General features: G+C 52.2%; 22 protein-coding genes. 15 read left to right on the forward strand and 7 right to left on the reverse strand.

Annotated features, from left to right (window positions below; translation table 11 throughout):
• Positions 1–26: 26 nt before the first annotated feature.
• The 11 genes from mtlD to trmL all read left to right on the forward strand — a co-directional run bounded on the left by mtlD (position 27) and on the right by trmL (position 10400).
• Positions 27–1175, forward strand: a complete 1149-nt coding sequence (gene mtlD / locus AC2FAK_RS18965; RefSeq protein ID WP_047024111.1) for a mannitol-1-phosphate 5-dehydrogenase — start codon at positions 27–29, stop codon at positions 1173–1175.
• Positions 1172–1762, forward strand: coding sequence for a mannitol operon repressor MtlR (gene mtlR, locus AC2FAK_RS18970; protein WP_047024110.1), 591 nt, complete (start codon positions 1172–1174; stop codon positions 1760–1762). The genes mtlD and mtlR overlap by 4 nt, the downstream gene beginning before the upstream one ends.
• A gap of 58 nt (positions 1763–1820) precedes the next feature.
• A complete protein-coding gene (locus tag AC2FAK_RS18975; protein ID WP_023621173.1) occupies positions 1821–2183 on the forward strand; it encodes a YibL family ribosome-associated protein in 363 nt (120 codons plus the stop codon).
• 295 nt (positions 2184–2478) lie between these two features.
• A complete protein-coding gene (locus AC2FAK_RS18980; protein WP_058681623.1) occupies positions 2479–3342 on the forward strand; it encodes a radical SAM protein in 864 nt (287 codons plus the stop codon).
• A complete protein-coding gene (locus AC2FAK_RS18985; RefSeq protein WP_047024109.1) occupies positions 3339–4046 on the forward strand; it encodes a deoxynucleoside kinase in 708 nt (235 codons plus the stop codon). Before AC2FAK_RS18980 ends, AC2FAK_RS18985 begins: the two co-directional genes overlap by 4 nt.
• A 1-nt stretch (position 4047) precedes the next feature.
• Positions 4048–4473 carry a nucleoside triphosphatase NudI gene (gene nudI / locus AC2FAK_RS18990; RefSeq protein ID WP_047024108.1) on the forward strand — a complete coding sequence of 142 codons (426 nt, stop codon included), beginning with the start codon at positions 4048–4050 and terminating at the stop codon, positions 4471–4473.
• A 276-nt stretch (positions 4474–4749) separates the two neighbouring features.
• Positions 4750–6405 (forward strand): L-lactate permease, encoded by a 1656-nt coding sequence (gene lldP, locus AC2FAK_RS18995; RefSeq protein ID WP_020686512.1) that lies wholly within the window; start codon positions 4750–4752, stop codon positions 6403–6405.
• Complete coding sequence (gene lldR / locus AC2FAK_RS19000) at positions 6402–7175, forward strand: transcriptional regulator LldR (protein ID WP_020686511.1); 774 nt, start codon at positions 6402–6404, stop codon at positions 7173–7175. Before lldP ends, lldR begins: the two co-directional genes overlap by 4 nt.
• Positions 7172–8359 (forward strand): FMN-dependent L-lactate dehydrogenase LldD, encoded by a 1188-nt coding sequence (gene lldD, locus AC2FAK_RS19005; protein ID WP_029881910.1) that lies wholly within the window; start codon positions 7172–7174, stop codon positions 8357–8359. The genes lldR and lldD overlap by 4 nt, the downstream gene beginning before the upstream one ends.
• A 181-nt stretch (positions 8360–8540) precedes the next feature.
• The gene (locus AC2FAK_RS19010; RefSeq protein ID WP_020686509.1) at positions 8541–9881 is read left to right on the forward strand and encodes an MFS transporter; all 1341 of its coding nucleotides are present in this window, start codon (positions 8541–8543) and stop codon (positions 9879–9881) included.
• 45 nt (positions 9882–9926) lie between these two features.
• Positions 9927–10400, forward strand: coding sequence for a tRNA (uridine(34)/cytosine(34)/5-carboxymethylaminomethyluridine(34)-2'-O)-methyltransferase TrmL (trmL, locus tag AC2FAK_RS19015; protein ID WP_013094923.1), 474 nt, complete (start codon positions 9927–9929; stop codon positions 10398–10400).
• On the opposite strand, the gene cysE is transcribed toward trmL, so the two are convergent.
• The 5 genes from cysE to AC2FAK_RS19040 all read right to left on the reverse strand — a co-directional run bounded on the left by cysE (position 10397) and on the right by AC2FAK_RS19040 (position 13508).
• Entirely contained in the window at positions 10397–11218 is an 822-nt protein-coding gene (gene cysE, locus AC2FAK_RS19020; protein ID WP_013094922.1) for a serine O-acetyltransferase, read from the reverse strand. The two genes, trmL and cysE, sit on opposite strands and share 4 nt — an antisense overlap.
• 75 nt (positions 11219–11293) lie before the next feature.
• Positions 11294–12313, reverse strand: a complete 1020-nt coding sequence (gpsA, locus tag AC2FAK_RS19025) for an NAD(P)H-dependent glycerol-3-phosphate dehydrogenase (RefSeq protein WP_057072706.1) — start codon at positions 12311–12313, stop codon at positions 11294–11296.
• Entirely contained in the window at positions 12313–12780 is a 468-nt protein-coding gene (gene secB, locus AC2FAK_RS19030; RefSeq protein ID WP_003860835.1) for a protein-export chaperone SecB, read from the reverse strand. Before secB ends, gpsA begins: the two co-directional genes overlap by 1 nt.
• Before the next feature lie 33 nt (positions 12781–12813).
• Complete coding sequence (gene grxC / locus AC2FAK_RS19035; protein WP_010426371.1) at positions 12814–13065, reverse strand: glutaredoxin 3; 252 nt, start codon at positions 13063–13065, stop codon at positions 12814–12816.
• Between the two features lie 11 nt (positions 13066–13076).
• Entirely contained in the window at positions 13077–13508 is a 432-nt protein-coding gene (locus AC2FAK_RS19040) for a rhodanese-like domain-containing protein (protein WP_013094920.1), read from the reverse strand.
• 248 nt (positions 13509–13756) lie between these two features.
• Here AC2FAK_RS19040 and gpmM point away from each other — a divergent pair, with 248 nt between their 5' ends.
• The 3 genes from gpmM to AC2FAK_RS19055 are packed head-to-tail and all read left to right on the forward strand — an operon-like array spanning position 13757 to position 17530.
• On the forward strand, positions 13757–15301 hold the full coding sequence (gene gpmM, locus AC2FAK_RS19045; protein ID WP_029881907.1) for a 2,3-bisphosphoglycerate-independent phosphoglycerate mutase: 1545 nt from the start codon (positions 13757–13759) through the stop codon (positions 15299–15301).
• Positions 15302–15334: 33 nt separating this feature from the next.
• The gene (envC, locus tag AC2FAK_RS19050; RefSeq protein ID WP_229060094.1) at positions 15335–16594 is read left to right on the forward strand and encodes a murein hydrolase activator EnvC; all 1260 of its coding nucleotides are present in this window, start codon (positions 15335–15337) and stop codon (positions 16592–16594) included.
• A gap of 3 nt (positions 16595–16597) precedes the next feature.
• Positions 16598–17530: a divergent polysaccharide deacetylase family protein gene (locus AC2FAK_RS19055; RefSeq protein ID WP_057072708.1), complete on the forward strand. Its 933-nt coding sequence runs from the start codon at positions 16598–16600 to the stop codon at positions 17528–17530.
• On the opposite strand, the gene AC2FAK_RS19060 is transcribed toward AC2FAK_RS19055, so the two are convergent.
• Complete coding sequence (locus tag AC2FAK_RS19060) at positions 17531–18331, reverse strand: glycosyltransferase family 2 protein (protein WP_029881905.1); 801 nt, start codon at positions 18329–18331, stop codon at positions 17531–17533. It abuts the gene before it with no gap.
• Positions 18332–18641: 310 nt separating this feature from the next.
• Between AC2FAK_RS19060 and AC2FAK_RS19065 the strand changes: the two genes are divergently transcribed.
• Positions 18642–19739 (forward strand): glycosyltransferase family 9 protein, encoded by a 1098-nt coding sequence (locus tag AC2FAK_RS19065; protein WP_095455541.1) that lies wholly within the window; start codon positions 18642–18644, stop codon positions 19737–19739.
• A gap of 74 nt (positions 19740–19813) precedes the next feature.
• On the opposite strand, the gene AC2FAK_RS19070 is transcribed toward AC2FAK_RS19065, so the two are convergent.
• Entirely contained in the window at positions 19814–21394 is a 1581-nt protein-coding gene (locus tag AC2FAK_RS19070) for a phosphoethanolamine transferase (RefSeq protein WP_095455540.1), read from the reverse strand.
• Positions 21395–21528 lie beyond the last annotated feature (134 nt).

Genomic DNA, 21528 nt, shown 5'->3' on the forward strand with positions numbered 1-21528 from the left:
TAAAAACATTGATAAAGGTTAACACTATGAAAGCATTACATTTTGGCGCAGGTAATATCGGTCGTGGCTTTATCGGCAAACTGCTGGCAGACGCGGGCATTACGCTGACATTCGCCGATGTGAATCAGGTCGTTCTGGATGCCCTGAATGCCCGTCATAGCTACCAGGTACACGTGGTGGGAGAAAACGAGCAGGTTGAAACGGTCTCTGGCGTCAACGCGGTAAGCAGCATTGGCGACGATGTTATCGACCTCATCGCCAGCGTTGACCTGGTGACCACCGCGGTGGGCCCGGTGGTACTTGAGCGCATCGCGCCTGCGGTCGCAAAAGGCCTGGCAAAACGTAAAGCGCAGGGCATCGATACCCCGCTGAACATCATTGCCTGTGAAAATATGGTGCGTGGCACCACGCAGCTGAAAGGCCACGTTCTGGCCGCCGTTGCGGACGAAGACAAAGCCTGGGTGGAAGCGCACGTTGGCTTCGTGGATTCCGCCGTTGACCGCATCGTTCCGCCGTCAGAATCTGCAACTAACGACCCGCTGGAAGTGACGGTAGAAACCTTCAGCGAGTGGATCGTGGACAAAACCCAATTTAAAGGCGCGCTGCCGACCATTCCAGGTATGGAATTAACGGATAACCTGATGGCATTTGTGGAACGTAAACTCTTCACGCTGAACACGGGTCATGCTATAACCGCGTACCTCGGAAAATTGGCCGGTCATCAGACTATTCGTGATGCGATCCTCGACGAGAAGACCCGCGCGGTGGTAAAAGGGGCAATGGAAGAGAGCGGCGCGGTGCTGATCAAACGCTACGGTTTTGATGCTGATAAACACGCAGCATACATCCAGAAAATCCTCGGTCGTTTTGAAAACCCGTATCTGAAAGATGACGTTGAGCGCGTGGGCCGCCAGCCATTGCGTAAGCTGAGCGCGGGCGATCGCCTGATTAAGCCGCTGCTGGGTACGCTGGAATACGGCCTGCCGCACGCCAACCTGGTGAAAGGGATTGCCGCCGCGATGCACTACCGCAGCGAGCAGGATCCGCAGGCGCAGGAGCTGGCTCAGCTGATTGATGACCAGGGCGCACAGGCTGCGCTGGCGCAGATTTCCGGTCTGGACGCCAACAGCGACGTGGTTGCGGAGGCGGTTAACGCATATAACGCAACCAAATGATGCACAGTGAGGCGCAGGCAATCCTGCGCCCTGATTACAGATTGTCAGATATGCAGGCAATAATGGAACAAACCCAGGCCTTTGAAAATCGTGTGCTTGAGCGTCTGAATGCTGGCAAAACCGTACGAAGTTTCCTGATTACCGCCGTCGAGTTGTTAACCGAGGCGGTGAATATCCTGGTACTTCAGGTGTTTCGCAAAGACGACTACGCGGTAAAATATGCTGTAGAACCGTTACTGGACGGCGACGGACCGCTGGGCGATTTATCCGTGCGTCTGAAGTTGATTTATGGTCTTGGCGTGCTGAACCGGCAAGAGTATGAAGATGCGGAGCTGTTGATGGCGCTGCGCGAAGAGCTCAATCATGACGGTAATGAGTACACCTTTACCGATGACGAGATCCTTGGCCCTTTCGGCGAGCTGCATTGCGTTACCGCGCTCCCCCCTGCCCCCCATTTTGATAACAGCGACCCGGAACTGTACGCCATGCAAAAGCTGCGTTATCAACAGATTGTCCGTTCCACGATGGTTCTTTCCCTGACTGAGCTGATTTCCCGAATCAGCTTAAAAAAAGCGTTTCAGAAGTAAGCCTGCTCACATTGGTGTATCCTTCCCTCTAAATTCCCCGTTTTCAGAGTTATTTGTCATGAAAGAAGTCGAAAAGAACGAAATTAAACGCCTGAGCGACCGCCTGGATCTGATCCGCCATCAGATGGCCGGTCTCTCGCTGGTAGACTCCGCCGAGAAGTACGCCGAGCTTGAGAAAGAGACCGCGAAGCTGGAAGCGGAGATCGAGCGCCTGCGCGAAGTGAAAAGCCAGAAGCTGAGTAAAGAAGCGCAGAAGCTGATGAATATGCCGCACCGCCGCGCCATTACCAAAAAAGAGCAGGCCGATATGGGCAAGCTGAAGAAAAGCGTACGGGGTCTGGTGGTGGTCCACCCGATGACCGAGCTTGGCCGCGAGATGGGCCTGAAAGAGATGACGGGTTTTTGTAAGACGGCTTTCTGATAATCCGAAGCTAAATTATCTTGGCCAATGCATTCATAACAAGAATGCATTGGGTTTTTATCTAACTCATTCCATTTTCGATTCGAATAAAGTTTATCTGTCATATCAAACTCCTTCCATGAGTAAGCACAGCCATTACAAGCATTGCAACCACAAAACTCAAAATTGGTGATAAGGCTAGCCGCAATAAATGGACAGATTTGCTTTTAATTTAACCAGCCAAAGAGTATGCTCACCAATAACCATGCAATATGAGTGGTTATTGGCTTTCAACCAACAAATCTGAGGAAATATAATGGACATTAGCACATTGCTTCTGGATTTTAGGATAACCTCACACTGCAATCTCGGATGTGATCTATGCTTCCGTAACCCTGGAATTAACGACTCCTCTCTCTCCAGCGCCCTTAATGTCATTGAACGTATGTATAAAATAGGTTTCCGTCGTATTGGTTTTACAGGTGGTGAACCGACGTCAAGAGCGGACTACATTGATTTAATTGAATATGCGAAACAGATGGGTTTTATGACCTATCTCTCAACCGTCGGACATCGCTTTACGATAGATCATGAGCGTTTAAATTCGATTCTGGACTGGGTGGGGATACCGATTGATGGTATAGATAAACTGGTCAATGCAGATATTCGCAGTGATAAAATGAGTAATCAGCACAGAGTTGTAAAAAATATATTATCATGGCTTCCAAATAACAATCAGATTAATATCAAACTTACCACTGTAGTTTCTCAAGCAAATATTAACATACTGGGTGACATCGTTAATTGGGTTGAAAATCTTCCCTATAAAATACAAGCATGGAGATTTTATCAATTTTGCCCTTTGGGTGTAGGAAAAGAAAAAAGGGATAAATTAGAAATTAACACAGAATTGTTTTTATATAAAATGAATATACTTGAAAAGCAACATCCTAATATGCCCATTAGTTGGGCTACTTTCGAAGAGAGAGATAAAGCAAATGTTGTTATGGAACCCAATTTCGACATCATCATACCTGATGGTGAAAAATATACTTTGCTGGGGAATATGCTAACCGACTCACCAGATAAAATCATTCATTCCATTTTTGGAAATAAAGAGATCATGAGGAAATGCGAGAACAACCGATTCTGGCTTGAGAATAGGGAATATACTGCATGAGATATAATTTTCTTTACATGGATCCCTGGTCGGCAGATAAGCAAGTATATAACAAGGACAGATGCCCTCTATATATATGTTTATCAGGTAACTCAGGGGTGGGTAAAAGCACGCTTCTGAAGAAATTGTCTACTCATCTTTTTAAGCAGGATTCATATACAATCGCTGTAGATGAAAAAAGTGTTCACCATTCTCTTCTTCCTTACCTTTTCGATGATACAAAAAACTACGGCTATCTTATTCAGATCAACTTTATGATACAGCGAGCGTTGATCATAAAATCATGGCTGGATAAGGGATACAATCTAATAATGGAGCGTTCCCATATTGAGGATTATATTTTTATTAATTTCATGTTTAAAGCTGGCTATATTAATAGGACTCAGCACGACTCTTACATTCAACTCTGGGAAAGAATAAGTGAATTACTAGCAGAACCCGATATCATAGCTTTCATTGATTATCCAGTAGAGTATTCACTTGCTCACCTAAAGAACGATGAAATGCATGGTATAAGGCCAGAAGAGTTTCCGGATGAGGAGATGAAAATTAAATGGATAACAGGCTGGCATGCAGAATACCAAAATTATATCGAAAATCTTCCAGATCATCTTCGCCAGCGCGTACTAGTTTGTAATCGTCCTGATGATATTGAAGTCTTTTCTGATATGATTATTCAGAAAGCTATTTTTTTAAGGAGATAAAATGCGCCAGAGAGTAATTGTGTGCCCTGTTATCCAAAACAACGGAGAGTATCTGCTCTGTAAAATGGCACCGGACCGTGGAGTTTTTCCAGGACAGTGGGCGCTACCAGGTGGCGGTATTGAACCGGGTGAGACGATGGAAACCGCACTGAGGCGAGAAATCATGGAAGAGTTAGGTGAAGAACTTAATATCACAGACATTCAACCATGGGCATTTCGTGACGATATCCGTACTAAAACGTATCAGGATGGCACTACCGAAGAAATTTACATGATTTATCTTATCTTTGACTGCATGAGTGCTAACCGGAATGTTACCTTCAATGAAGAATTTCAGGAAATAACCTGGGTTAGCCCTGATAAACTTAAAAACATGGACTTAAACGAGGCCACTCTGATTACTTTTTCCCAAAAAGGGCTCATTTAACAGTTGGCTGTTGTTTGACGAACGCGGGGTTAGCTTGGTCACGGCCAGCCCCGCTTCAAAATTGGCCCAACCAATCCCCCCTTTCTTTCTTCCGTGGCTCACAAATCCATTATTTCCGCTCACAAAAACATTGCCAGCCCATAACATCTGGTTAACCATTTGTTGTCATTACCCCTACAACACAATATTGGCAGGACCACTTTTACACAGACTGTGACGCAGAGATGAGCGGAGACTCACCCGCAGCATAGGCTGTCTGGTCCCCAGGAGACCTGCATGAGCCTCTGGCAACAAAACTACGACCCGGCCGGAAATATCTGGCTGTCCAGCCTGATCGCATCGCTGCCGATCCTGTTCTTCTTCTTTGCGCTGATTAAGCTCAAGCTGAAGGGCTACCTCGCCGCGACGTACACCGTCGCCATCGCGCTGCTGGTGGCGCTGTTCTTCTACAAAATGCCGATCGATCGCGCGCTGGCCTCCGTGGTGTATGGCTTCTTCTACGGCCTGTGGCCGATTGCGTGGATCATCATCGCCGCGGTCTTTGTCTACAAAATTTCGGTGAAAACCGGGCAGTTCGACATCATTCGCTCGTCGATTCTCTCCATCACGCCGGACCAGCGCCTGCAGATGCTGATTGTCGGCTTCTCCTTCGGGGCGTTTCTGGAAGGGGCGGCAGGGTTTGGTGCGCCGGTGGCAATCACCGCCGCGCTGCTGGTGGGGCTGGGCTTTAACCCGCTCTATGCCGCCGGTCTTTGCCTGATCGTTAACACCGCGCCGGTGGCGTTTGGTGCGATGGGTATTCCGATTCTGGTCGCAGGCCAGGTGACTGGCCTGGACAGCTTCGAGATTGGTCAGATGGTTGGCCGCCAGCTGCCGTTCCTGACCATTATCGTGCTGTTCTGGATCATGGCGATTATGGACGGCTGGCGCGGCGTGAAGGAGACCTGGCCTGCGGTGATGGTGGCGGGCGGTTCGTTCGCGATTGCCCAGTATCTCAGCTCCAACTTCCTTGGCCCGGAGCTGCCGGACATTATCTCTTCGCTGGTCTCGCTGGTCTGTCTGACGCTGTTCCTGAAACGCTGGCAGCCGGTACGTATTTTCCGCTTTGCCGATATGGGCGCGTCGCATGTGGATCAAACCCTGGCGCGTACCGGCTACAGCGCCGGGCAGATCGTTCGCGCCTGGTCGCCGTTCCTGTTCCTGACCGCCACGGTAACGCTGTGGAGCATCCCGCCGTTTAAGGCCCTGTTTGCCCCAGGCGGTGCGCTGTACGACATGGTGATTAACATCTCCGTGCCGTTCCTCGACAAGATGGTCGCCCGTATGCCGCCAGTGGTGCACGACGCCACGCCGTACGCGGCGGTATTTAAGTTTGACTGGTTCTCCGCCACCGGCACGGCCATCCTGTTTGCCGCACTCCTCTCTGTGGTGTGGCTGCGCATGAAGCCTGCGGCCGCGGTACAGACCTTTGCGGCGACCATTAAAGAATTGATGCTGCCGATCTACTCCATCGGCATGGTGCTGGCGTTCGCGTTTATCTCGAACTACTCCGGCCTGTCATCAACGCTGGCACTCGCGCTGGCCCATACCGGCCACGCCTTCACCTTCTTCTCGCCGTTCCTCGGCTGGCTGGGGGTGTTCCTGACCGGTTCAGATACCTCGTCTAACGCCCTGTTCGCCGCCCTGCAGGCAACGGCGGCTCAGCAGATTGGCGTCTCTGACGTGCTGCTGGTGGCCGCGAACACCACTGGCGGCGTGACCGGGAAGATGATCTCTCCTCAGTCCATCGCCATTGCCTGTGCGGCAGTAGGGCTGGTGGGTAAAGAGTCCGATCTGTTCCGTTTTACCGTGAAACACAGCCTGATATTCACCTGCATGGTCGGGGTGATCACCACCCTGCAGGCCTATGTCTTAACCTGGATGATCCCATGATAGTTATGCCCAGACGCCTGTCCGACGAGATTGCCTCTCGCGTGCGGGCGCTGATTGAAGAACAACAGCTGGAAGCAGGCATGAAATTGCCCGCTGAACGTCAACTCGCCGCCCAGCTTGGCGTGTCGCGCAATTCCCTGCGTGAAGCGCTGGCGACGCTGGTCAGCGAAGGAGTACTGGTAAGCCGTCGCGGCGGCGGCACCTTTGTGCGCTGGCAACATGACGACTGGTCCGAGCAAAACATCGTCCAGCCGCTCAAAACCCTGATGGAGAATGACCCGGACTACAGCTTCGACATCCTCGAAGCCCGTCACGCCATCGAAACCAGTACCGCCTGGCATGCGGCCATGCGGGCAACCGAAGCCGACAAAGAGAAGCTCAGGGCCTGCTTCGACGCCACGCAAAGCAGCGACCCGGATATCGCTTCGCAGGCGGATGTCCGCTTTCACCTGGCGATTGCCGAGGCGTCGCACAACGTGGTGCTGCTCCAGACCATGCGCGGTTTTTTCGACCTGCTGCAATCCTCCGTGAAGCAGAGCCGCCAGCGCATGTATCTGGTCCCGCCGGTCTTTGCTCAACTGACCGAACAGCACGAGGCGGTGCTCAACGCCATTCTGGCCGGTGATGCCGAGGCCGCACGCAAGGCGATGATGGCGCATCTGGGCTTCGTCCACACCACCATTAAACGATTTGATGAAGATCAGGCCCGACAGGCGCGTATTACCCGTCTGCCTGGCGACAGTGATATATCCAGGGAGAACAAAGCATGATTATTTCAGCAGCCAGTGACTACCGCGCCGCGGCGCAGCGTATTTTGCCGCCGTTCCTGTTCCACTATATCGACGGCGGGGCCTATGCCGAATATACCCTGCGCCGTAACGTGGAAGATCTGTCGGAGGTGGCTCTGCGTCAGCGCGTGCTGAAGAATATGTCGGATCTGAGCCTTGAGACGAAACTGTTTAACGAAACGCTCTCCATGCCAGTAGCGCTTGCCCCGGTCGGGCTGTGTGGCATGTACGCCCGTCGCGGTGAAGTGCAGGCCGCAGCCGCGGCGGATGCCAAAGGCATCCCGTTTACCCTCTCCACCGTGTCTGTCTGCCCGATTGAAGAGGTCGCCCCGACCATCAAACGCCCGATGTGGTTCCAGCTGTACGTCCTGCGCGATCGCGGCTTTATGCGTAATGCGCTGGAGCGCGCCAAAGCGGCGGGCTGTTCCACACTGGTCTTTACCGTTGATATGCCCACCCCCGGCGCGCGCTACCGTGATGCCCACTCCGGCATGAGCGGCCCGAACGCTGCCCTGCGTCGTTACTGGCAGGCGGTAACACATCCGCAGTGGGCGTGGGATGTGGGCCTGAATGGCCGTCCACACGATCTGGGTAACATCTCGGCTTATCTCGGTAAACCTACCGGGCTGGAAGATTATATCGGCTGGCTGGCGAACAATTTCGATCCGTCCATCTCCTGGAAAGACCTGGAGTGGATCCGCGAATTCTGGGACGGCCCAATGGTGATCAAAGGGATCCTCGACCCGGACGACGCCCGCGACGCGGTGCGTTTTGGCGCAGACGGGATAGTGGTCTCGAACCACGGCGGACGTCAGCTTGATGGCGTGCTCTCATCCGCACGCGCCCTTCCGGCGATTGCCGATGCGGTTAAAGGCGACATCGCTATCCTCGCCGACAGCGGTATTCGTAACGGGCTGGACGTGGTGCGTATGATTGCGCTGGGTGCCGACAGCGTACTGCTGGGACGCGCTTACCTTTACGCGCTGGCCACCAGCGGCCAAGCAGGGGTAGCAAACCTGCTTAACCTGATTGAGAAAGAGATGAAGGTTGCAATGACTCTCACCGGGGCGAAAACAATCGGCGAGATCAGCAAGGATTCTCTGGTGCAGGAGCTGAGCAAGATCCCTGCGGCACTGGCACCGCTTACCCACGGAGACGCGGCCTGATCCCCTCCCCTTAACCTGCCTTACTCACGCGTCCGATCTCCTCCATCGGGCGCGTTTTTGTGTCGTAAATAACATCTATACAACATATTAGATAAGAATATTTGACATCCCCTGCCACACGCAATTGTATAGACAAGCAAATACAAGAACACAAAAACAACATCACATCAGAGAGGAGCGTATGGCCTATTCAGGTAAGGTGGATATTCAGCAGGTAATCGACGACAGTTCCTTTTCATGGTTTCACTGGCTACTCATTGTGCTGGGCTTTCTGGTGCTGGCAATCGATGGTTTCGATACAGCGGCAATGGGCTATATTGCCCCGACGCTCTCGGCAGAATGGGGGATCCACAAACAGGATCTGGGGCCGGTACTGAGTGCCGCGCTGCTGGGACTGTCGCTGGGTGCGCTGATCGCAGGTCCGGTATCGGACCGGATGGGCCGCAAGCGCGTACTGGTCTTTTCGTGTTTATTCTTTGGTCTTGCAAGCCTGGGCGCCGCCTGGGCGCAAACCCTGAACACCCTGACGCTGTGGCGATTTCTCACCGGCCTGGGTTTGGGTGCGGCAATGCCTAACGCCATCACGCTGATCTCAGAGTTTGCCCCTAAGCGCTGTCGCGCCATGGCGATCAATACCATGTACTGCGGTTTTCCTCTGGGCGCGGCGGGCGGTGGGGCAATCTCCTCCTGGCTGATTCCTCACCACGGCTGGCGAAGCGTACTGCTGACCGGCGCAATTGCCCCGCTGATCCTGACGCTGCTGCTGGCGCTGTTTTTGCCGGAGTCGGTGAAGTTTCTGGTTCAGCGTGGAAGAGACGTGATGCAGATCCGCCGTATCGCCAGCCGCTTCGCCCGCGGCACGCTGGATGGCGTGACCGGCTTTTTCCTGGCGGAGGAGCGGGTCGCGTCTAAGAAAGGGAGCGTGGCACAGCTGTTTTCTATGCCCTGGCTGCCCGGCACCCTGATGCTGTGGGTGACCTACTTTATGGGGCTGGTGATTTATTACGTCCTGCTGAGCTGGATGCCGACGCTGATGCTGGGGATGGGTTATCCGCTGGCGGAATCTGCCTGGCTCACCTCGCTGTTCACCTTCGGCGGTACCGCAGGCATTCTTCTCGCCGGGTGGATGATGGACCGCTGGGAGGCGCACAGGGTGGTGGCAGGTGGGTTTATGCTGACCATGGCGCTCATCCTGCTGCTCGGCATGGAGCATAATCACATCGCCCTGTTTGGCGGATTGATTTTCCTGATGGGGATCGCCATGAACGGCGCGCAATCAGGGATGCAAACCCTGGCCGCCACCTTCTACCCAACCGAATGCCGCGCGACGGGTATCGCGTGGATGCAGGGAATTGGCCGTTTTGGTGGCGTGGCGGGTACCATGACCAGCGCGCAGCTTCTCTCCATGCAGTGGCAGGCAGACAGTATTTTGATGATCCTCAGCCTGCCCGCGCTGGTGGCCGCGGGTGCCACCGTCTACAAAATGCTGCGCTGTCGCCCACAGGAACCCGGCGTCGCGTAGTGCCCGTCATTTCTGCTATGCTGCCCCCGCAATTAAGGGGGCAGCATGCTTAACATCGTTTTATTCGAACCAGAAATTCCGCCTAATACCGGCAACATTATCCGCCTTTGCGCCAACACCGGGTTTCGCCTGCATATTATCGAGCCGATGGGCTTTACGTGGGATGACAAACGCCTGCGTCGTGCGGGGCTGGATTATCATGAATTTACCGCGGTGGTTCGCCATCATGATTACGCCGCGTTTCTGGAAAGCGAAAAGCCAGAGCGCATGTTTGCCCTGACGACCAAAGGCACGCCCGCGCACAGCGCCGTGAGCTACCAGGCAGGTGACTATCTGATGTTTGGCCCGGAAACCCGCGGCCTGCCGGCCACGATTCTGGACGCCCTGCCCGCTGAGCAGAAAATCCGTATTCCGATGATGCCGGACAGCCGTAGCATGAACCTGTCGAACGCGGTGTCCGTGGTGGTGTATGAAGCCTGGCGCCAGCTGGGGTATCCGGGCGCCATTCTCAGAAGTTAAATGCCGTCACCATACTCAAACGTATGGTGAATGCCGTTGAAGTGCTGATCCATGTCCATCGATGGTTTATCACTGTCTGGCTTACCGACGATGCGCGCCGGTACGCCAGCGGCGGTGGTGTGCGGCGGCACGGGCTGCAGCACCACAGAGCCCGCGCCGATTTTCGCGCCGCGGCCCACTTCGATATTACCGAGGATTTTGGCACCCGCGCCAATCATCACCCCTTCACGAATTTTCGGATGGCGATCGCCGCTGGTTTTGCCGGTACCGCCCAGGGTAACCGACTGCAGGATCGACACGTCATCTTCAATGACCGCCGTCTCACCCACAACAATCCCGGTGGCATGGTCGAGCATGATCCCCCGGCCAATTTTGGCCGCCGGGTGAATATCAACCTGGAAGGTCACAGAAACCTGGTTTTGCAGGAAAATTGCCAGCGCGCGGCGGCCTTCCTTCCATAACCAGTGGCCGATGCGGTACGCCTGTAAGGCATGGAAACCCTTCAGGTACAGCAGCGGCGTAGAATATTTATCGACCGCCGGATCACGCGTGCGCACGGCCTGAATATCACAGGCAGCAGAGGCGATCATTTCCGGGTCTGCGGCGTAGGCCTCTTCCACCACTTCACGAATGGCGATGGCGGGCATGATTGAAGACGCCAGCTTGTTGGCGAGCATATAGCTCAGGGCACTACCGAGGTTTTCGTGCTTGAGTAACGTTGCATGGTAGAAACTGGCCAGCATCGGCTCACAGTCGGCCAACGCCCGGGCTTCGGCTTTAATATTATTCCAGACGATATCCAGTTCTTCACACGGCATTGCTTACTCCAGACGATAGTATAATGACCAGCCAGTTCTGCGCTGGCTGGGTCATTCAGGTGACAATGGTTCCGACTAGTTACTGCTGCGCTCGTCCTTGCGCGCACGACCTAATAAGGTCAATGCTGCCTCGCGCGCATTTTTTCCGCAATACAATACCTGATAAATTTCCTCGGTTATTGGCATTTCGACACCAAAACGGTGCGCCAATTCGCGGACTTCTTTGGTATTGCGGTAGCCTTCAACCACCTGACCAATCTTCTCCTGCGCGCTTTTTACATCCATGCCCTGACCGAGCATCATGCCAAAGCGGCGGTTACGCGACTGGTTGTCGGTACAGGTCAGCACCAGATCGCCTAAACCCGCCATCCCCATAAAGGTGGCCGGATCGGCACCCAGAGCCGCCCCGAGACGGGACATCTCGGTTAACCCACGGGTAATCAGCGCAGTACGTGCATTGGCACCAAAGCCAATGCCGTCGGACATCCCGGCGCCAATGGCGATGACGTTCTTCACCGCACCGCCCAGCTGCACGCCGATAAAATCGGGGTTGCTGTAGACGCGGAAGCTCTTGCCGCAGTGCAGCAGCTGCTGGAGATCGTCGGAGAAGGCCTGGTCGGTGGATGCCAGCGAAATCGCTGTCGGCAGGCCAGCGGCCAGCTCTTTGGCAAACGTTGGGCCGGAGATAACCGCCAGCGGGATCTCGGTACCCAGCACTTCGCGGGCAACGTCCTGCAACAGACGACCGGTTTCGGCTTCCAGCCCCTTCGTTGCCCACACAATGCGTGCATCCGGGCGCATCAGCGGCTTAATCTGCTGTAGCACGTCGCCAAACACATGGCTCGGCACCACAATCAAAATATTGCGGCTGGCTGCCAGCGCGGTCGCAAGGTCGCTTTCCAGGTGCAGGGAGTCAGGGAACGGAACGTCAGGAAGGAACGCCACGTTGCAGCGGTCGTGCTGCAGCGTTGCGATATGTTTTGGGTCGTGGCCCCACAGGACCACCTCGTGACCATTTCTTGCCAGCGTGATGGCAAGAGCGGTGCCGTAAGAGCCGGCACCGATCACAGTCATTGACGCATTAACAGTGCTCATCAGGCATCCTGATGTTGTTCAGCACCTTCGCCAGCCTGCTGCTGCAGATAGTTCATGAACAGCGCATCAAAGTTAACTGGCGCAAGGTTCAGTTGCGGGAATGTACCGCGAGAAACCAGGCTGGTGATGCATTCACGCGCATACGGGAACAGGATGTTCGGGCAGTATGCACCCAGGCAATGCGCCATCTGGTTGCCTTCAATACCGCCGATGGAGAAGATACCGCCCTGCTGTACTTCACACAGGAATGCAGTTTCTTCGCCCAGAGAGGCGGTCACGGTCACACGCAGTACGACTTCATACACGTCATCAGCCAGCTGGGTTGATGCGGTATCCAGATCAAGTTTAACCTCTGGCTGCCAATCTTTCTGGAAAACATGTGGCGCATTTGGCGCTTCGAAAGAGACATCCTTGGTGTAGATACGCTGGATCTGGAAAGTCATTTCGGTGTTGTTTTGTTCTGACATGGAAAAACCCTTTTTAAATTGTCCTAAAGTCTCTTAGCTCAGCAGGGGATCGAGTCCACCACGGGCGTCGAGCGCATACAAGTCATCACAGCCGCCAATGTGCTGCGCATCAATAAAAATCTGCGGAACCGTCGTGCGACCACTACGTTGAATCATCTCTTCGCGTTTTATCGCGTCACCATCGATCGGCAGTTCCTGGAACGTTACGCCTTTGCTGTTCAGCAGCGCTTTCGCACGGTGACAGAACGGGCAGGTCGCTTTGGTGTAGATCTCGATATTGGCCATCACTGAACTCCTTATTTACCGCGCACCAAAGGAAGGTTTTCTCCGCTCCAGCCGGAAATGCCTTCTTTCAGTACAGAGACGTTTTCGAAGCCTGCTTTATGAAGCAGGCTAGCAGATTCCTGCGCCTGCATGCCGGTACCGTCAACAACGATAATCGGCTGGGCTTTATGCTTCTCAAGCTCGCCCACGTTGTTGGCTTTGATTTCAGCTGGCAGCAGGTTGATAGCGCCTGCAATGTGCCCTTTGCGGAAATCGTCACGCTGACGCAGATCGACCACGACGGCATCTTCTTTGTTAATCAGACGCGTCGCTTCACCACGGGTGATAACCTTAATCTTAGACGTCAGGCCCTTAAATGTGGTGAACAGCACAGCGGCCAGCAGGCCAATCCACGCGATGCTCAGAACCGGATGGCGGCTAACGAATTGCATAATTTCTTGCATGGAGGGTAACTACTCCCGACTTAGTGATTAAAAAAACCAGGACAGGAGTATACCTGTGCGTTGTGGCAAATACAGCCAGCGACCCTAAGCTAATCCATTTTCTGCGGCATGCCACCTAAAAAAATGCCTCAAAATGGTCGGAGAAGCATCTTGCCCCTGCCCTTTCTTTGATCTTCTGCGGCTATTTGAACGATTCAGCTGTAGTAAAATTACGCAAATTTTTGACTCTTGAGCATGAGGTTGTCGCAATGTCGGTTTCTAAAAAACCTATGGTACTGGTGATTCTGGATGGCTATGGCTACCGTGAAGATCAACAGGATAACGCCATTTTCAACGCTAAAACCCCGGTCATGGATGCGCTGTGGGCGAAACGTCCCCACACTCTGATTGACGCATCCGGCCTGGAAGTGGGTCTGCCGGACCGTCAGATGGGTAACTCTGAAGTCGGTCACGTCAACCTGGGGGCCGGGCGTATCGTCTATCAGGATCTGACGCGTCTGGATGTTGAAATCAAAGAACGCACCTTCTTCGCCAACCCTGTGCTGTGTGGTGCAGTGGATAAAGCCGTTGCCGCAGGCAAAGCCGTGCATATCATGGGTCTGCTGTCTGCCGGCGGCGTTCATAGCCATGAAGATCATATTATGGCGATGGTTGAACTGGCCGCTGAGCGCGGTGCGGAAAAAATCTACCTGCACGCGTTCCTGGATGGCCGCGATACGCCACCGCGTAGCGCTAAAGGTTCGCTGGAAGCCTTCGAAGAGAAATTTGCCGCACTGGGCAAAGGCCGCGTGGCATCTATCATTGGCCGCTACTACGCCATGGATCGCGATAATCGCTGGGATCGAGTGGAACAGGCCTATGACCTGATGACGCTGGCAAAAGGCGAGTTCCAGTTTGCGACTGCCGTTGAGGGCCTTGAAGCCGCGTACGCGCGCGATGAAAACGACGAATTCGTGAAAGCGACCGTCATTCGCGCAGAAGGCCAGGCTGATGCCGCCATGGAAGATGGCGACGCGCTGATCTTCATGAACTTCCGTGCTGACCGTGCGCGTGAAATCACCCGCGCATTCGTTAACAGCGATTTCGACGGTTTCGCCCGTAAGAAAGCGGTGAACATCAACTTCATCCAGTTGACCGAATACGCCGCTGACATCGACGCCCCATGCGCTTACCCACCAGCTTCACTGGCCAATACCTTCGGTGAGTGGATGGCGAAAAACGATAAGACGCAGTTGCGTATCTCCGAAACCGAGAAATATGCCCACGTCACCTTCTTCTTTAACGGCGGTGTAGAAGAGCCGTTCAAAGGCGAAGATCGCATTCTGATTAATTCACCAAAAGTCGCTACCTATGACCTGCAGCCAGAGATGAGCTCTGCGGAATTGACCGAAAAACTGGTTGCGGCGATCGTTAGCGGCAAATACGACACCATCATCTGTAACTATCCGAACGGTGACATGGTGGGTCATACCGGGGTGATGGAAGCGGCTATTAAAGCGGTTGAAGCGCTGGATCACTGCGTTGAGCAGGTTGCCAAAGCGGTTGAATCCGTTGGCGGCCAGCTGCTGATTACCGCTGACCACGGTAACGCAGAACAGATGCGCGACCCGGCAACCGGACAGGCGCACACCGCCCACACCAACCTCCCGGTTCCGCTGATTTATGTAGGTGATAAAGCACTGAAAGCAGTGGAAGGCGGCAAGCTTTCTGACATCGCGCCAACCATGTTGTCGCTGATGGGTATGCCGATCCCTGAAGAGATGACTGGTAAGCCGCTGTTCATCGTGGAATAATCGCTCCCCATGAGGGGAAAGGCGATTTTTTCAATCACATGGGTCGTGAAACCGCTTAGGTTATCAGTCAGACCTCTGTTTTACGCCAGCGCACTCAGCGCTGGCGTATTGCTGTGCGCCGCATCCGCCCACGCGGACGATCGCGACCAGCTGAAATCCATTCAGGCCGATATCGCCGCCAAAGAGCGTGCGGTACGTCAGCAGCAACAGCAACGCGCGTCGCTGCTTGCTCAGCTTAAGCAGCAGGAAGAGGCGATCTCCGCCGCCGCACGTAAGCTCCGCGAAACACAAAACACCCTCTCCCAGTTGAATAAACAGATCGACGAGATGAACGCGTCGATTGCCAAACTGGAACGTCAGCGCGATGCGCAGGAACGTAATCTTGCGGCGCAACTTGATGCCGCATTCCGCCAGGGTGAACACACCGGCCTTCAGCTGATCCTCAGCGGTGAAGAGAGCCAGCGCGGTCAGCGCCTGCAGGCCTATTTCGGCTATCTGAACCAGGCGCGTCAGGAGACTATCGCGCAGCTAAAACAGACGCGCGAAGAGGTCACCACGCAAAAAGCCGAGCTGGAAGAGAAGCAGAGCCAGCAGCAGACGCTGCTCTACGAACAGCAGGCCCAGCAGGCAAAGCTCGAGCAGGCTCGCAACGAACGTAAGAAAACCCTTTCCGGGCTTGAATCCTCCATTCAGGCTGGTCAGAGCCAGTTGAGCGAAATGCGCGCCAACGAATCGAAGCTGCGTAACAGCATCGCCCGAGCGGAGGCCGCGGCAAAAGCCCGCGCCGAAAAAGAGGCTCGCGAGGCGCAGGCCGTTCGCGATAAGCAGCAGGAAGCCTCCCGTAAAGGCACGACCTATAAACCAAGCGAAAGCGAACGCTCGTTGATGTCACGAACCGGTGGCCTGGGCTCCCCTCGCGGTCAGGCTTACTGGCCCGTTCGCGGTACAATTCTGCATCGTTATGGCGAACAGCTGCAGGGTGAACTACGTTGGAAAGGGATAGTTATCGGTGCGTCTGAAGGTAGCGAAGTGAAAGCCATCGCCGATGGCCGCGTGATCCTGGCCGACTGGCTGCAGGGTTACGGGCTTGTGGTAGTGGTTGAGCACGGTAAAGGCGACATGAGCCTCTACGGTTACAACCAGAGCGCACTGGTCAGCGTTGGCACTCAGGTGCGCGCGGGTCAACCCATCGCCCTTGTGGGCAGCAGTGGCGGTCAGGGCCGCCCGTCACTCTATTTCGAAATTCGTCGCCAGGGTCAGGCGGTCAATCCACAGCCGTGGTTGGGAAGATAAGTTTTGCTTCAATTTCGTCGAATTGTTCTCTCCGTCGCCAGCGCACTGGCGCTGGTCGCACCGGTATACGCCGGTAAACTCGCCATTGTGATTGATGACTTCGGTTATCGTCCGCACTATGAAAATCAGGTGCTGGCTATGCCAGCAGCCATTTCTGTCGCCGTCCTCCCGAATGCGCCACACGCGCGTGAGATGGCGACCAAGGCCCACAACAGCGGCCACCAGGTATTGATCCATCTGCCGATGGCCCCCATCAGCAAACAACCGCTGGAAAAAGATACTCTGCGCCCTGAGATGAGCAGCGATGAGATCGATCGCATTATCCGCGACGCTTACAATAAAGTGCCGTATGCCGTGGGGTTAAACAACCATATGGGCAGCGCGATGACATCCAGCCTGTACGGGATGCTCAAAGTGATGCAGGCGCTGGAGCGTTACAACCTCTACTTCCTCGACAGCATGACCATCGGCAACAGTCAGGCGATGCGTGCCGCGCAGGGAACGGGGGTGAAGGTGATTAAGCGCAAGGTGTTCCTTGACGATACGCAGAACGAAGCGGACATTCGCGTGCAGTTTAATCGCGCTGTGCAGCTGGCCCGCCGCAATGGCTCCGCGATTGCCATCGGCCACCCGCATCCGTCGACCGTTCGCGTCCTGCAGCAAATGCTGCCGACCTTGCCTTCGGATATCACGCTGGTCCGCCCGAGCGATCTCCTGAACGAACCACAGGTTGATACGTCGACGCCGAACCAGGGGAAACCAGGGTCGTCAGCGCCGCGTAACCCGTTCCGCGGCGTAAAACGCTGTGTGCCGAAACATGCCCCTGAACCGGTTTATGCGACCCGGTTCTTCTCTGTGATTGGTGAAAGCATGAGCCAGAGTACGCTGGTGCAATATTTTCAACATCAGTGGCAGGGCTGGGGTAAGAAAGCGTAACTATTTTATAAGGTGAGAGTCCGTGTGCTCCCGTGCAGCGGACTCACGTTCATCCTGATACTGATACCAGGCTTTGAAATATTTTAAAAAACTGTACAAGGTGGCATAGAGCCCTGTCACTACACCAACTTTCCCCTGCCGCCATGCCCCGCTAAACAAGTACCATTTAAAGAAAGCCCCAATAGCACTCACCACACCACGTGCGATTGACGGCCTGAGCGTCTGATATTTTACGACTCGGGTGGTATAGACATTCAGCTTATTAAACACTTCATGCAGGGAATAAAATGTGTCGTGCCGGACATGGCCAGGTATACGTGTCACCCGCGCCGCACCTATCGCCTTATCATCCACTGGTCGATTGTTAAATCTGACATGCTGGCGGTTGAACAATCTTAATGGGAAATCTGGAGAAGAAATCGGATAGATGGTTCGTGTGCGCTCGCCTAAGACATACCAGTAGCGTGACAGGCTCCATCCGCAATCAGCGGGCGGCTCCTCTCCAGACTTTAACGCCAGGATATAGTGTATAGTGTCTTCATCGAGTATTTCGTCACTATCCATACATAACACCCAGTCGTTAGATGACCGGGAAATGGCAATATTCATCTGCTCACCGTGCATTGCATACGGATGAAATATTGGTGTAATGGCATATTCCTGAAGGATAACTAATGTCTCATCTGAACTACCAGAATCAACAACAATAAACTCATCTGCAATACTCATTAACGGCGTTAACACCTTATGTAACAAGCGGGCAGAGTTGTATGTCAAAAGACATACGGTTAGTTTAAACATGTGGTCTCCTGAACTCAGTCAAGTCATTCCTGACAAGATAGTGCCAGCTATCACTGTTGTCACTTCCGAATCTGTATCTTATTTTTTATGGAAAAGCTGGCAAAGCTCACTTTGGTCAATAAAAAACTCTATAACATGATAGTCATCCCAGAAAAAATGACGGAACTCACAGAGTGAAAAAATGCATTAACTTATTGTTAAGTAACAGTAAAATCTTTGTCGCGTTGTTCTATTTCCTCAGACATTCCTTTTCGTTGTCGTTAAGATTATACTACCCACAGTAAAATGCTTAATTTGGTTTAGCGTGGTTATGAAGAAAATAATTGGTTATTTAAAGGAAATTAACAGGCAGCGAAACTATAAAACTAAAGAATTAAAAAGACGGCTACAGTTGCTTTCTTTATCGCGACAATTACAGGATAAGCGACAAGAAAAAATTGACGTCTCCAGCGTTAAAAAAATTCTTTTCCCTTTTGTTGATCTTGGAATTGGCGATGCGGTATGCCATACAGGAACCTGGCGTAATCTGAAAGATGCAGGCTATCAACTTCAGGTCATTGTTGAAGAACGAAATCGCGATCTCTTCGAGAAGATGACTGACATTGATGAAGTTTATGTTGTCGATATCAACAATATCAAAAAAATGAAAGATATCGAGACAGATCTGGTGATTAGTCATTATTCATGGATGAAGAGAAAGGAATTATTTAACACACAACTTCTGGCAAAAATTCATTATAAATATGCGATTGGATTTGGTGGCTGGCTGGATAAACCCTATAACTTAATGTTACCGGTGAGTCCTGAGTTTCATATTACACATCCCCAAAAAAAAATACTTAACGCTTTAAGTATTAAGCCCGCATCTCTTAGCTACTCCTTACCTGTTTTACCCGAGCATGAAGTTTTTATTGATGATTTTCTACAACCTCATGCTGGTAAAAAGATCGTTGTGCTTAATCCCTTCGCGAGCGTAGCCGAACGCAGTCTTTCTCTGCCTCAACTGGAAAAACTGGCGATTGATATTGTGCAGCACCCGGATACACAAGTTTTCATCATTGGTGAAGGTAAAAAACTAGCAGACCTTGCCTTCGATGATGAGAAAATTACTGTCTGTCGATTTAAATCGCTTTGGGATGCTATCACGCTCATAAAAAAAGCCGATTTAGTGGTCTCTGTTGATACGGCCATTGTTCATATCGCCTGTGCGTTTGATAAAAAAATTATTGCCATCTATTTTTCAATGCTGCTTGATCATAATAAAAACTTTGAAGGCAATACTATTTTCTCCCCAGTAGGCAAGAATTCAGAACAACTGATATTTGACAAGCGCAACAATAAAATAAACATTGATGATATCTCATCAAAAGTATTGAATAAACTTAGTAACGATAGTTCTGCGATCTAATAATAAAAGGGGGCCTCAGGCCCCTTTTATTATTTTACATCACCTTGATGTGCAGTAGATATCACACGTCCGGGCTAACGTATATTGCTCCAGTAATAGGTCTTACCTGTGGTATCCAGTACTGAAACATTTTTATCGTAACCGGCAAGCCATGAGTTTACCGACTGGACAGGTTGACCCTGACGATGGATCCCCAACCACAATTCAGCAAGCGTATTAACATCATCAGCAGACCAGACGGTGTCATAGTCTCCTGTGTATTGCCTGGCTTTATCAACCTGTTGCCCATACCAGATAAACACAGGGATGTGCAGAGCCTCTCGTGGAGGGTTCACATTACCGTGAGAGTAAACGACAGCGCGCTGCGGATCACGAATCAAACCATGATCGGAAAAATACATAACCGAAGAACGCGAGTTGGTCAGCATACTAAACATCTTGCCCATCAATGTGTCTGTATACCGTACCGAGTTGTCATAACAGTCATCGGCCTCATTGGTACCATGTAACACCGCCTGGTTTGCCGGAAAGCGCGTACAGGATGGTTCATGGCTGCCGTATAAATGCAAGACGATCACTTTTTTACCCGGGGCTTTTAATGCATTCTGCAACAGAGGTAGAAGATCTTCATCGTAACCGCCTTCGAGCCATTCATGCTGTTTCGTATTCATCGCAATCCCGGTGATGACGTTGTTATGCGCCCCGCCTTTACCCTGATGACTAAACCAATAAGTTTCATAGCCTGCTTTATTGGCAATATTAATAACATTATCACCATATTTTTTCGGATCGCGAATATTCACTTTATCAGCGGTCATGGCCAACGGTACGGCCATAATCGTGACCGGCGCTGGCGCTACAGCATTACGGAACAGCAAGAGCTGCGATTTCTGCTTTTCCAGCTCCGGCGTAGTATCTCGTTGATAACCATAGATGCCCATATTCGCCGCTCGCTCAGACTCACCGATAACCAGTACGTAGTTCTCAATACCGGTATCCGAAAGCGTGAGTTTGTAATCAGGAATGTTGTTACCGATATTGGCAATGACCGCGTTATCTTCAAAAGCCTGCATAAAAACTTTTGCCGTACTGACTGGTGTCGCCTGAACCACGCGCTGCGCCAGACTTTCGACGCTGCTTTTCCTGAGCTGGTGCTGTAGTGCCTGACCATAGAAAGCCAACAACGTCACGCCAAGCACAATGGCAGGCCAGCGACGAAATCGCGGTGCAACGGGCCATGCACCCGTATTTGCGGTATAAATAAAAAAAGCAGAGAGTGTGATAAAAATAATGCATTCACGCCAGTACACGCTGAGCATTGAACTTGCTTCATCCGGTGTGGTGTGGATTATGCTCATTGCAAACCCATAACTAAACGCAGAATCGAAATTTCTCCATGCATATAGCTGGAGAGAAATATCTGCCGCAACTGGAATGAGAAGTACAATCGCCAGTACATTGCGTATTAATTTATTGTCTATGCACTTGAGCATCAACAACATCAATAAAAAAACAAACGATCTGTTAATTACCAAATTATATCGGGCATGTAAAATATTTACAGCCATAAGTATTAAAAGAGAAATCGCCAGATTTAAAAAAGAGGTAAACCGTGAAGTTGTATCAACCAGCTTCAGCGAAAGGTGCGTAGACATAATGTTTTGACAAGCCTGACAGTGTCTTCCTGACGTAATTATTATTAATAAACGCGTGGAGAAGAAAGATTGGTATTTTATTGAAAAGTAACAAGAAAACTCCGAAAAGTCAAACTACCATAATTAGCACTGGC

This window comes from Enterobacter cloacae complex sp. 394F7 (assembly GCF_057320385.1).

Coding starts and splice junctions, on each gene's coding strand:
- mtlD (WP_047024111.1), top strand. CDS start 27: ATGAAAGCATTACATTTTGGCGCAGGTAATATCGGTCGTGGCTTTATC.
- mtlR (WP_047024110.1), top strand. CDS start 1,172: ATGATGCACAGTGAGGCGCAGGCAATCCTGCGCCCTGATTACAGATTG.
- AC2FAK_RS18975 (WP_023621173.1), top strand. CDS start 1,821: ATGAAAGAAGTCGAAAAGAACGAAATTAAACGCCTGAGCGACCGCCTG.
- AC2FAK_RS18980 (WP_058681623.1), top strand. CDS start 2,479: ATGGACATTAGCACATTGCTTCTGGATTTTAGGATAACCTCACACTGC.
- AC2FAK_RS18985 (WP_047024109.1), top strand. CDS start 3,339: ATGAGATATAATTTTCTTTACATGGATCCCTGGTCGGCAGATAAGCAA.
- nudI (WP_047024108.1), top strand. CDS start 4,048: ATGCGCCAGAGAGTAATTGTGTGCCCTGTTATCCAAAACAACGGAGAG.
- lldP (WP_020686512.1), top strand. CDS start 4,750: ATGAGCCTCTGGCAACAAAACTACGACCCGGCCGGAAATATCTGGCTG.
- lldR (WP_020686511.1), top strand. CDS start 6,402: ATGATAGTTATGCCCAGACGCCTGTCCGACGAGATTGCCTCTCGCGTG.
- lldD (WP_029881910.1), top strand. CDS start 7,172: ATGATTATTTCAGCAGCCAGTGACTACCGCGCCGCGGCGCAGCGTATT.
- AC2FAK_RS19010 (WP_020686509.1), top strand. CDS start 8,541: ATGGCCTATTCAGGTAAGGTGGATATTCAGCAGGTAATCGACGACAGT.
- trmL (WP_013094923.1), top strand. CDS start 9,927: ATGCTTAACATCGTTTTATTCGAACCAGAAATTCCGCCTAATACCGGC.
- cysE (WP_013094922.1), bottom strand. CDS start 11,218: ATGCCGTGTGAAGAACTGGATATCGTCTGGAATAATATTAAAGCCGAA.
- gpsA (WP_057072706.1), bottom strand. CDS start 12,313: ATGAGCACTGTTAATGCGTCAATGACTGTGATCGGTGCCGGCTCTTAC.
- secB (WP_003860835.1), bottom strand. CDS start 12,780: ATGTCAGAACAAAACAACACCGAAATGACTTTCCAGATCCAGCGTATC.
- grxC (WP_010426371.1), bottom strand. CDS start 13,065: ATGGCCAATATCGAGATCTACACCAAAGCGACCTGCCCGTTCTGTCAC.
- AC2FAK_RS19040 (WP_013094920.1), bottom strand. CDS start 13,508: ATGCAAGAAATTATGCAATTCGTTAGCCGCCATCCGGTTCTGAGCATC.
- gpmM (WP_029881907.1), top strand. CDS start 13,757: ATGTCGGTTTCTAAAAAACCTATGGTACTGGTGATTCTGGATGGCTAT.
- AC2FAK_RS19060 (WP_029881905.1), bottom strand. CDS start 18,331: ATGTTTAAACTAACCGTATGTCTTTTGACATACAACTCTGCCCGCTTG.
- AC2FAK_RS19065 (WP_095455541.1), top strand. CDS start 18,642: ATGAAGAAAATAATTGGTTATTTAAAGGAAATTAACAGGCAGCGAAAC.
- AC2FAK_RS19070 (WP_095455540.1), bottom strand. CDS start 21,394: ATGTCTACGCACCTTTCGCTGAAGCTGGTTGATACAACTTCACGGTTT.